Below are 11,923 nucleotides of genomic sequence, written 5' to 3'. Positions count from 1 at the left end.
TTTTGTCGAAAAATATTTTTTGGACACCCCTGAGGGGCCGAAAAGCCTTGATAAATCAACATTTCTAGAGGGAGGTGACAAAATGGATAAGCAACAGAAAGAACTTATGTTGCAGTATCTCAAACGTCACTTCACAGATGAACAAATTGAAGATTTACTACTGAAATACAAAGGTAAATACACCGGTAAAAACGGTTTACGTAAAAAATTAGCCCAACTTGATAAAGAGTATTTCGGTAAAGCCTATTTCCCTAAATATTTCGGTCGTGAATCACCTGCTTTTCACACTGAAATTGAAGAACATTTACAAAAAATGCTCGATGGAGAAATAAAAAATCTTTGCGTGGTTGCTCCACGTGGTCATGCAAAGTCTACACTCGGAAGCTTTAAAATCCCATTATATTGCTTGCTGTTTCGTTTAAAGCCATTCATTCTTCTCATCAGTGCTAACGAAGCAATGGCAAAAGAGTTTTTGAAATCCATTCGCATTGAACTTGAAACAAATGAAGCCATTCTTGAAGATTTTGGCGATTTAAAAGGTGACACATGGAATACGGAATGTCTCATTTTAACCAATGATACCTGTATTATGGCTAAGGGTGCTGATTCCAGCTTACGTGGTATTAAGTATAAAAATTTACGTCCGACATTAATTATTTCGGATGATATTATGAAGGATTCAAATGTTGCATCTGAATCCAAACTTGACCAACTCAAGAAATGGTACTGGGAATCCCTTGTAAACACAGGCGATACATATACATCATTCCTGTTCATCGGTACTCGAATGACAGAGGATGATCTTTTAGCCGATATCATGAACAATCCTACATATACAACGTTATTTTACCAAGCCGTCATTTCATGGTCAGAACGTGAAGACTTATGGAATGAATGGGAAGAAATCGTTACAGACCTATCGAATCCATTCAGATTGTCGGCTGCTGAAACATTCTTCGAGAAACATAAAGATGAGATGCTTAAAGGAACAGCGGTGCTCTGGGAAGCAAAAAATGATTATTACGATCTCATGCTCAAACGAATTGAAATCGGTGATGACGCCTTTTCAAAAGAGCTTCAAAATGAGCCGAAATCGTCTAAAGACAGAGTGTTTCAAGAGCTTGCTTATTATCATGAATTAGACATGTCAAAGCTTCAAGAAATCGTAATGACAATTGACCCATCACTTGCTAAATCAAACCGTTCCGACTTTTCCGCAATCACTGTGCTTGGAAAAGACGAGGACGGTTATTTTTATGTCCTTGATGGTGATTGCAGACGATTAAAGCCGGATGTGTTGATTGATACAGTTATCGAAAAAATGTCCAAATATCCTATCTCACGTATCGGTATTGAAACGGTGAACTTTCAAGCATTGTTAAAGCAACAGCTTGAGAAAAAACTGATTCAAAACGGCTATTACATCGAAATTGTTGAAATCAACTCACGTTCAAATAAACATTCACGCATCATGTCTTTACAGCCGATGATTGCAAATGGATATATCCGATTCAATCCCACAAATAAAACGTATAATCAGCAAATACTTGACTATTCTTCGACAGCAAAACATGACGATGCTCCTGACTCGCTTGAAATGGCTGTCACATTGATTCAGAAAATGAGACGTATTCAAACGCTCGATAGAAGATTATTAGGATTATGAGAAGAAAGAAGGTGAAAAGGTGTTAACATCAGAACAAATCAAAGAAGCGATTCGAAAACATCGCACAGAATTGCCTCGATACGAAAAATTGTATCGCTATTACACAGGCAAAAACGATATTCTGAATCGTCAACTTCCAGACCCGTTGAAGCCAAACAACAAAATAGCGACAAGTTACTGTAGTTTGATTGTTGATACGGTTGTTGGCTATTTCGCTTCAAAACCGATTACATACCTGTCACGCTCTGGAAATCAAAAATATCTCGATGAGCTTCACAGTATTTTTCTAATTAACGATGAAGAGGATACAAATGCGGAGATTGTAAAAGATGCTTCGATTTTCGGTAAATGTCTCGAGCTTGTTTACATTGACCCGAACGGCAATATTCGTTTCAAACAGTATTCACCAATTGAGATGTACGTTGAGAAAGATTCACAAGACAATATCCTTTTCGGTTTGCGGTACTGGAACGAAAAACAAGGCGATTCAGACGTAATGAAAGTAGAAGCATACGATGCTGAAGGATTTCACTATTTCACGTCATACGATGGCGGTAAAACGTTTGTATTAGATCAATCCATTCCGCATTATTTTGGTGAAGTGCCTGTAATCATTTATAAAAACAATGATGAGGAAATTGGGGATTTTGAAAAGCAAATTCCGTTAGTTGACGCTATCGATAAGATTTTGAGTGATAGCGCAAATGAATTAGAAAGTTTTGCCAATGCGTACTTAATGATTCGCGGTTATCAGGGTACGAAGCCAGAGGACGTGCAAGCAATGCGTCAAAATGGTGTGTTGTTGCTCGATCAACAAGGCGATGCTGAATGGCTCATTAAAAACATTAATAATCAGTTTCAACAGAACTTTTTTGAAACAATTGACGATCTCATTCACATTCAAACAGCAACACCGAAACTCACGACAGAAGAATTTTCTTCAAATCTTTCGGGTATTGCAATTGGCTTCAAGTTGTTCGGTCTTGAAGCGAAATGCAGCGTAAAAGAGCGCAAGATGGAAAAAGCATTGCGGAAACGTATTCGATTGATTACAAATATCCTTAATTTGAAGGGTGCGAACTACAACTATACAGATATTCAATTCCAATTTAGTCGCAACATTCCGCAAAATGAAATGGAAATTACGCAAGAAATCGTACAACTTACAAATATGGTTGATCTTGAAACACGTCTTTCTTGGCATCCTCGAATCCAGAATCCGAAACAGGTTATCGAGAAATTAAAGCAAGAACAAGACACAATGAATTTAGATGCGATAGGTGACAGCAATGAATGAAAAAGAATTTCTCAAGATGGTCGATGAATTATTTATTCTATCTGAAAAGGAACATCGAGAAGTATTAAAACTGTATCGGAAACATCGTGACAATATTAAGCAATTGATTGCTGAATTGTTCATGAAATACGGACAAGACGGCAAAGTCAACGTTTCCGACATTCCGAAAATTGAACGACAAATGCAAGAAGAAATCAGAAATATTGCTGTTTCTGAAGTAGCAATAGTAACATCCATCCTTGCGACTGTTTTTGCTCATGCGTATTATCGGACAGCGTACATGATTGAAAAAACTATTCATACAACGTTTTCGTTTTCGTTGTTGAGAAAAGAAGTTGTTGACGAAATCGTTAATTACAATTGGAGCGGCATTCCTTTTTCACAACGTATTTGGAACAATGCAAATGCGCTTGTAAATGCTTTGCGAACTGAACTGTATATAGGCATTCAGCAAGGCGAATCATTAGACAAAATCGCAAAACGTATTGATAAGCAATTCAATTCAAAAGCGTATCAATCACAACGCTTGATTCGCACAGAATCGGCTCGTGTGATTTCGTCAGCGCAAGAAAAGATTTATCGAGAAAGCGGTGTAGTGAAATATCTCATTTATACAGCTACGCTTGATAATCGTACATCGCAAATTTGCCGTTCTCGTGACGGTAAGAAATGGCGCATAGATGATCCAGAACGTCCTATGATTCCGGCTCATCCTAATTGCAGAAGTTGTTGGATTCCTGCAATCGAAGGATACGAACCAACAAAACGCAAGGACAACGAAACAAAAGAAGTCATCGAATATCAAAGTTATGATGAATGGGCTAAAAGTAAGGGAATTCAGTCACCTTAAATGGTGGCTTTTTTAATTTTCTTGACCTGCCATATGTCGTTAAACTGGGCAAAAATCAAAAAACATGCACTTCTAGGACTATACAGTGTTAGAAGGGCAAAGGAGGTCAAATACGTATGAATTTAGAAGATGTTAAAAAGTTTTTTGAAGAGAATAAAGACAATGAGGAAGTAAAGGCATATCTTCAGGGCTTACGTTCGGTAAGTGTTGAAGAGGTGCAAAAAATGCTTGTTGAAAATGAAGAATTGAAACGATGGTTTGACAGTGAAAAAGACCGTCACTTCTCGAAGTCATTAAGTACATGGCAGAAAAACAATCTTCAAAAGCTGATTGATGAAGAAATCAAAAAACGTTTCCCTGAAGCTGATCCAAAAGATGTGAAATTGAAAGAATTGGAAGCAAAAATTCAGCAAATGGAGCAAGAAAAATTGCGTGAATCCCTTAAAAATAAAGCACTCACGCTTGCAACTGAAAAGAAACTTCCGATTCAATTAATCGATTACTTCATCGGTCAAGATGAAGAATCCACTCTTCAAAACTTGGCTAAATTCGAAGAAGTTTGGACTTCTAATCTTCAATCACTTGTTGAAGAAAAACTCAAAACAAGCGGTGTAAATCCGAAAGATTCAAGTGCTACAACTCAATCATTAGAAAATTTATCGCCAACTCAGTTAATGAGTATGGCTTATTCTCAATCCTCTAAAAAATAAAAAATAAAAAGGAAAGGTGATTACATATGGCTATTACTCTTTTAGAATCTGCAAAATTATCTCAAGATACACTAAGAAAAGGTGTAATTGAAACATTTGTATTAAATGCTCCAGTTCTTCAAATGTTGCCGTTCATCGAAATTCAAGGTAACTCTTACAAATATAATGAAGAATTAACTCTTCCGGGTGTTGAATTCCGTGCGGTAAATGGTGCGTATGCGGAATCAACTGGTACCGTAAACCCGAAAACAGAATCGCTTGTCATTCTTGGTGGAGATGCTGATGTTGATAAATTTATTGCTCAAACTCGTAGCAATATCAACGATCAACGTGCTATTCAAACAGCAATGAAAACAAAAGCATTAGCATTTAAATTCCAAGATACCTTCTTTAATGGTGATACTGCTATTGACGCAAATTCTTTTGATGGATTGAAAAAACGCTTGACAGGAAATCAAGTAATTGAAGCAGATACAAATGGTTTGGATATTGATGCTGACCAAGCAAGTATGTATAGATTCCTTGAAGCGTTAGATGCTTTAATTTATCAAACTGCTGGAAAAGCAGACGCTTTATTTATGGACTCGAAAACACTATTGAAAATTAAATCTATTGCTCGTCAATTAGGCTACTTTGATAAAACTGTTGACGCATTTGGTAGAACCGTAATGGCTTATGATGGAGTACCAATGTTTGATGCCGGTGAAAATCCAGACGGTACAAAAGTTATCGGTCATAATGAAGTTCAAGGTACAGCAACTAATACAACTTCAATCTATGCAGTTAAATTTGGTGCAGATGAATTTGTTTCAGGTTTAACAAACGGTGGAGTTCAAGTATACGATTTAGGCGAACTTGAAACGAAACCGGCATATCGTACACGTATTGAATTCTACTGCGGTATTGCCGTATTTAACGGTAAAGCAGCAGCACGTTTAAAAGGTTTAATTGTTTAATACATATCTTTCATGTTGGGAGGGTGGTTTCCATCCTCCTCTTTATTTTACACATAGGGAGTGATTAGATGTACAAAATTAAAACACCGAACGAGAATTATAATGGCGTAACATATGGTATTAAATTCACTAATGGACTAGGTGAAACAGATAGTGAAGAGATTAAAAATATCCTTATTCACGATTTTGGATATGAGTTAGTATATTCTGATACACAAATCGAAGAACAAAAAGAACAACCAAAGCAAACTTCTAAAAAATCCCCTACGAAAAAGGGGTGATTAGATGGCTTCATTAGATAATGTAAAAACATTGTTAGGTATTTCTGATACTTCTCGTGATTCCTTGCTCAACATCTACCTTTCTCGTGCAACATCGTTCGTGAAAAATTATTGCAATATCGATGAAATTCCTATTGAACTCGATGAAGTTATTGAAGATATCGCTGTTTATCGTTACCGAATGAATGGTGTAGAAAATGTGAAAGCAGAATCGAAAGGTTCGCTTTCGGAAACGTATCGTGATTCGTTGCCCGATGATATCATCGCTCAATTAAATCGATATCGAAGGGTGAAAGTCGTATGAGACTAACGAAAACAGTGTATCTTCTAGGCGAAGGAGAAGAAGTATTAGTCGGCTGGAATGACTTCGGAGAACCAATTTATGAAACGATTTCTACAAAAATCCCAATCCAATGCGAAATTGAACCTTATTCATCAAAATTAGCTGAAAATCGATACGGAATCATTGTTGATGTGCAATATCGACTGTTTACAAAGCCGGATGAACGCTTAAAACTCGGTGAAAAGATTGAGTATAAGGATAAAAATTACACGATTACAGGCGTAATGGATTTTGATCGACACTATGAAGTGTTAATTAAAAAGGATGATGCTTAATGAGCCGTTTTCAAGAAGAAATTCAGAAAATGAAGGAAAGACGTGAGAAAACAATTAAACAAATCGCTGTTTTCGTGGAAGCTGAAGCGAAATTGCGTGCGCCAGTCGATACTGGGCATTTGAGACGTTCCATTACTCATGAAACGCAATCAGATGAAAATGTATCCAAAGCATACATCGGAACAAATGTTGAATACGCTCCGTATGTCGAATTTGGCGTGGCAAGTAAGAATATCAAACCACAGCCATATCTTCGCCCAGCAATCGAGGAAAATAAAGATAAAATCAAAGACATTATCGAGAAGGGAATGAATGTTCAATGACGATTTCGCAAATCATTCATTCCCTTTTAACTTCTGATAGTGAATTGGTGAACTTAGTCGGCTATACACCAAAAAACAAGCGTATTTCGGCAATGATTCCGAACGATCGTGAAGATTATCCTTACATTGTATTTGAAACTTTTTCATATGAAGCTGGAGAAGTCGATACATACAGATGCGATATTCGCATTGTCTCAAAAAATGTAGTTGAGATGGAGAAAATCGCTAAAAGAGTGATTGATTTATTGCATTTTCGAGCAAAAGATAAGCCGTTTAGCGTGAATAATACTGCCATCTACCATGCCAAACATATTGGCGGTGGCGTTTTGTATGTTGATGATTTAAACGTATATGAGCAATTACTTATTTTTCATGTAAAAGTAAAGGAGATGATTTAATATGGCGACTGTACAAGAAAATACGATTTTACTTGGTTCGGGTGATCTTTATCTTGGTCAAGTTGATCCAAACGCTACAGAAACAGAAATTCAAGCTGCACTTGTAAATGTGGGTGCGATCAGTGGTGGTGCAACATTAACATATAAACCTACGTTTCATGACGTGAAAAGTGCCAATAGAGGAACAATCATGAGTTTTCTAACTGAGGAAGAAGTAACTTTCAAGTCGGGCTTGCTTACATGGAATCTTGAAAATTTATCGAAATTAAGTGCCGCAAGTTATTCTGAAGATACGACAGCTGGCACAAGACGAATTGGTATCGGTGGACTTAAAAATGTACCTGTTAACTACCTTCGTTTTGTACATACGAAACCAGATGGTAAAACATTGACAGTTAATATTTTCCGAGCGCAAGCACAATCGGGATTTGAAATTGCTTTTGATCCAGAAAAAGAAGTCGTACTTGATGCTGAGTTTAAGTCGTTGGCAGTTACAGGAAGAAATGATGGCAACCTTGTTGAAATTATCGAGGAAATTTAATTCTTTCTATAAGGAAGGGAGTATTATATTCCCTTCCTTTTTTATGTCTGACGAAAAAATAGGAGGTTGAAAATATATGAACATTATTGATTTAGATTTACTCGTTTCTGAACCGATTCAATTCAAAATTGGTGGTGAAGTTTTCGAAACACCTTCGTCGCCATCTACCCAACTTGTTTTACAAATGGTTGCTATTGAAAACAAAGTGAAAAAAGCAAAAAATGCAGAAGAACAAATTCACCTTCTTGCAGAAATGGTATCTTTGCTCCTTTCTCAAGGCGAACGGAAAGTTACAATTGATGAAGTACTTGAAAAATTTTCACCTGTACAGATGAAAAAAGTAGTTGAAGTATATCAACAAAAAATGACGGAGATTAACACTAACCCAAACTGATGATGCCGTCGCTTCCGGGGGAAGAGAGAAAAGGAAGCGATGGAATTGAGTTCATGGAGAAAATAGCATATCTCAATATGAAAACTCGAATGTCGCATGCGGAAATTATGAACCTTCCGTATGCGATTTTTTTGTCTTATCTGAAACACTATCAAATGTTTGATCTCATGAGTACTCCAGAGGGTCGAGAATATCTCGAAAAAGTTGAACGTCTTAAACAGACTTCACCTGACTTTGCAAAATTACGCAAGATATCAGGTTACAAAAAGGCAGGTGAGAAATAATGGCAACAGTCGATCTAGGAACCTATAAAGCTGAAATTCTGCTTGATGATTCGAAATTTACATCGAAAATGAGTGCTGCGGAAAGAGATATACGAAATTTTGAGTCAGGAGCAGGAAGATGGGGAAGCCGATTGGGCGCACTTGCAACTGGTGCAATTGCAGGACTTGGTGCGTCTATTGCGGCAGTTGGAACGATGGCAGTCAAAACGGGCGTTGACTTCAATGCAATGAAGGAACAATCCGAAATAGCATGGACAACCCTTTTAGGTAGTGCAGATGAAGCAAAGAAAACGATAAACGATCTCGTCCAATTGGGAGCAAAAACACCGTTTGAGTTTGAGGGACTTGACAAGTCAGCAAAACTTCTCAATATGGCTGGATTTGAGGGAGAAAAGTTAAAGGAAACATTAATTGCTGTTGGTGATGCGGTATCAGCAGTCGGTGGAGGACAGGAAGAACTAGAAGGCGTTTCAATGGCACTTTTTCAAATGTCAGCTAAAGGGAAAGCGTCAGCAGAGGAAATGAATCAGTTAGCAGAAAGAGGAATTCCAGCGTGGGAAATTCTTTCGGAAACAATGGGTAAGCCGATTCCAGAACTAATGAAAATGTCTGAACAAGGAAAACTCATGGCTAACCAAGTCATTCCTGCACTTGTCAAAGGAATGGGTGAACGTTTTGGCGGTGCAATGGAAAAGCAAAGTCAAACGTTCAACGGTTTGATGAGTACATTGAAAGACAACCTCAAATCCTTCACAGCAATGATAACAAGCGATTTATTTGAAAAAATAAAATCCTTCCTTCCAACTATCATCGACTTCGTGAATCGCATTTCAGACGCATTTAAGAATGCAGGCTGGAAAGGTGTCATTCAAGAAATCCTTCCTCCACAAGTTGCCTCATCTATCACACAAAATATCGGAATACTGAAACAAATCATTTCCGATTTTGTTGCGTTTGGAAAAGATATTTGGAAAAAATACGGAGATGAAATTTCTGCTACAGCAAAAGCGTCATGGCAAACAATATCCCAAACAATCAAAGGGTTGCTTGAAATTATACGTGGCGTGATAAAAACGGTACTTTCCCTCATTTCAGGTGACTGGAAAGGTGCATGGGAAGGGATAAAAAGTATTGCAAAAGGTGTTTGGGATACAATAGGTGGATTCATTAAAAACGCCACAAACGGAATTCAAAATATCATCAAAGCATCGCTTGAGATTGTAAAGAACATCTTTTCAACCGTTTGGAATGGGATTAAAACGTTAGTTAGTACAATATGGAACAGTATAAAAAGTACAATTTCTACAACTCTTAATGGCATAAGCTCAAATATCCAAAGCATTTGGAACAATATTAAAAATGCTATTTCCAACACTCTTAATTCGATAAAAACTACAGTGAGCAATATTTGGAATGGAATTAAATCATCAATTTCTTCTACAATACATAGTATTTCCAGCATTGTTTCCTCAGTCTTTAACTCAGTAAAATCAAATGTATCAAGTATTTTCAATAGCATCAAATCAACTGCTTTATCCGTTTGGAATGGAATCAAATCGTCTATTTCAACAGCGGTAAACACAGCAAAATCAGCGGTAAGTAGCGCATTTTCCTCTATGAAAAGCGCTGTTTCTTCCATCATGAGCGGTATCAAATCGATAATAACAAGCATGTGGAATAGCGCTGTGAGTTTCTTAAAAGGGATTAATTTGTTTTCTATCGGGAAAGACATCATACAAGGTCTTATTAACGGAATCAGTTCAATGGTTGGATCAATTAAGAAAAGGGTCGAAGAAATTGCAAGAAATATTCCAGCATGGGCGAAGAAAATTCTCGGCATTCGCTCTCCATCAAGAGTAATGATGGAAGTCGGACAATGGACAACCATCGGTTTTGCAAAAGGTATTGAATCGAAAAAGAAAGACGTTGAAAAATCGTCGAAAAAGACAGCAGAAGCAGCAAAAAAGGCTTTCGAAGAACAGTTTAAATCGGCTCAGTACAACTTTAAAATCGGAAAAATTGATGAAAGTCAGTATATCTCCAAATTGCGAACGATTCTAAAAGAGTACGCCAAGACATCTGATCAGATTCGTAAGGTCAATTTAGAAATTAAGAAAATTCAAGATGAACAGGCAAAGAAAACAGCGGAAATAGTCAAGAAAACCTTTGAACAAGGAAAACAAGCCATTGAATATCAAAAGCAAATCCGAAATGTTTCTCTTGAGCAAGAATTGCAGTGGTGGAACAATCTCGCCAAACTGTTCAAAAAAGGTACCAAAGAGCGCATGGAAGCCGAAAAAGAATATGCTCGTGTGAAAGACGAAATCACAAAGCGCAATTTCGAGAACGAGAAACGCTGGTTCGAAGAAAAGAAATACTACAATCAGCTTTCGTTAATGCAAGAACTAGAGTCGCTTAATACGGTTGCAAAACGATACAAACAAGGAACAGAAGAACGAATTTATTGGGAGAAAGAAATATATAGAGTCAAGAAAGAAATCAGTGACCGAATTGCACAGATCAATGATGAATATGTTTCTAAAATCGAAGAAGCAAACAAGCGACTAGCCGACAGCGAAAAACAATTAACGGAAGAATACCAACGTGCTGTTGACGAACGGGCTAAGTCGCTTTATTCGTTTGCTGGTTTGTTCGATGAGATCAAAATCGACTCGAACGTGACCGGCGAGCAATTGCTTAAAAATCTTGAAGATCAAGTGAAAGCTTTTGAAGAATGGCAAAGAAACATCCAAATATTAGTCAGCCGTGGGCTTGATAAAGGATTAATCGAAGAACTACAAGATTTGGGACCTAAAGCATATGCTGAAATTCAAGCATTAACTACATTATCCGATTCACAATTGCAAGAATACGCAAAACTTTGGAAAGAAAAACACGAATTAGCTAAAGATGAAGCAACAAAAGAATTAGAAGGACTAAAAACCGAAACACAAAACAAAATTCAGGAATTGCGAAAAGAAACAGCAAAAGAACTAGAGCAATATAAGGCTGAATGGATCAAGAAAATCCAAGAAATCAAAACCGGCACACAAACGGGTCTCAAAGACTGGAAAACGTCAATGAAAACAATTGGTATGGATGCCATTCAAGGTTTGATTGACGGCATGAAGTCTATGACGGGATCACTTCAAACACAAGCAAAAGAAATCGCCAATGTTGTTTCAAAAACGATAAAAGACGCACTCAAAATCAAGTCTCCTTCCCGTGTCATGATGGAAGTGGGTAATTTTATTAGCGAAGGTTTGGCAATCGGAATGAACTCACAATCTAATTTAGTTGAAAAGGCATCAAATAACTTAGCTAATAAAGTTCTTGCTATTCCTAATACATTAAGTTTTTCACTTTCAACCAAAAGGGGCTCTTTAGGGTTATTGATGGGTAGAAATTCTCAAACAAATTCTACGGTACATAATGAAATTAATCTATCCCCAACATTCCAATTTTCCGTAAACGGTACTCTTGATAAATCACAAGCTGAAAAAATTGCAGATATAACCATTGAAAGAATGATACATAAATTAAAACCTTATGGCTTCGTATAATTTGATAAACCTCTCCATTCAGGAGAGGTCTTTTTTTATTTT

General features: G+C 37.1%; 13 protein-coding genes. All 13 read left to right on the top strand.

What is annotated here, in order from left to right:
* On the top strand, positions 1-1,666 hold a 1,666-nt coding region (gene terL / locus B4113_RS02655; protein WP_235597942.1), incomplete at its 5' end, for a phage terminase large subunit.
* A gap of 19 nt (positions 1,667-1,685) precedes the next feature.
* The gene (locus B4113_RS02650) at positions 1,686-2,963 is read left to right on the top strand and encodes a phage portal protein (protein ID WP_061912182.1); all 1,278 of its coding nucleotides are present in this window, start codon (positions 1,686-1,688) and stop codon (positions 2,961-2,963) included.
* Entirely contained in the window at positions 2,956-3,813 is an 858-nt protein-coding gene (locus B4113_RS02645) for a minor capsid protein (RefSeq protein ID WP_061912181.1), read from the top strand. The genes B4113_RS02650 and B4113_RS02645 overlap by 8 nt, the downstream gene beginning before the upstream one ends.
* Positions 3,814-3,929: 116 nt before the next feature.
* Positions 3,930-4,523 carry a DUF4355 domain-containing protein gene (locus B4113_RS02640; RefSeq protein WP_061912180.1) on the top strand — a complete coding sequence of 198 codons (594 nt, stop codon included), beginning with the start codon at positions 3,930-3,932 and terminating at the stop codon, positions 4,521-4,523.
* A gap of 26 nt (positions 4,524-4,549) precedes the next feature.
* Positions 4,550-5,479: a major capsid protein gene (locus B4113_RS02635; RefSeq protein ID WP_061912179.1), complete on the top strand. Its 930-nt coding sequence runs from the start codon at positions 4,550-4,552 to the stop codon at positions 5,477-5,479.
* A gap of 68 nt (positions 5,480-5,547) precedes the next feature.
* Complete coding sequence (locus B4113_RS02630; protein WP_061912178.1) at positions 5,548-5,760, top strand: hypothetical protein; 213 nt, start codon at positions 5,548-5,550, stop codon at positions 5,758-5,760.
* Between the two features lie 4 nt (positions 5,761-5,764).
* Positions 5,765-6,064, top strand: coding sequence for a phage head-tail connector protein (locus tag B4113_RS02625; RefSeq protein ID WP_061912177.1), 300 nt, complete (start codon positions 5,765-5,767; stop codon positions 6,062-6,064).
* Positions 6,061-6,378 (top strand): hypothetical protein, encoded by a 318-nt coding sequence (locus B4113_RS02620; protein ID WP_061912176.1) that lies wholly within the window; start codon positions 6,061-6,063, stop codon positions 6,376-6,378. The genes B4113_RS02625 and B4113_RS02620 overlap by 4 nt, the downstream gene beginning before the upstream one ends.
* On the top strand, positions 6,378-6,701 hold the full coding sequence (locus B4113_RS02615) for an HK97-gp10 family putative phage morphogenesis protein (RefSeq protein WP_061912175.1): 324 nt from the start codon (positions 6,378-6,380) through the stop codon (positions 6,699-6,701). The genes B4113_RS02620 and B4113_RS02615 overlap by 1 nt, the downstream gene beginning before the upstream one ends.
* A complete protein-coding gene (locus B4113_RS02610) occupies positions 6,698-7,099 on the top strand; it encodes a hypothetical protein (protein WP_061912174.1) in 402 nt (133 codons plus the stop codon). The genes B4113_RS02615 and B4113_RS02610 overlap by 4 nt, the downstream gene beginning before the upstream one ends.
* Before the next feature lies 1 nt (position 7,100).
* Positions 7,101-7,640, top strand: coding sequence for a hypothetical protein (locus tag B4113_RS02605; protein WP_061912173.1), 540 nt, complete (start codon positions 7,101-7,103; stop codon positions 7,638-7,640).
* Between the two features lie 76 nt (positions 7,641-7,716).
* The gene (locus tag B4113_RS02600; RefSeq protein WP_061912172.1) at positions 7,717-8,034 is read left to right on the top strand and encodes a hypothetical protein; all 318 of its coding nucleotides are present in this window, start codon (positions 7,717-7,719) and stop codon (positions 8,032-8,034) included.
* A gap of 283 nt (positions 8,035-8,317) precedes the next feature.
* On the top strand, positions 8,318-11,881 hold the full coding sequence (locus B4113_RS02590; RefSeq protein ID WP_061912170.1) for a tape measure protein: 3,564 nt from the start codon (positions 8,318-8,320) through the stop codon (positions 11,879-11,881).
* The last annotated feature ends 42 nt before the right edge of the window (positions 11,882-11,923 follow it).

Source organism: Geobacillus sp. B4113_201601 (assembly GCF_001587475.1).
Lineage (GTDB): Bacteria > Bacillota > Bacilli > Bacillales > Anoxybacillaceae > Geobacillus > Geobacillus icigianus.
Note: the sequence above shows the minus strand (reverse complement) of the source record. Positions and strands in the feature narration are given on the sequence as shown.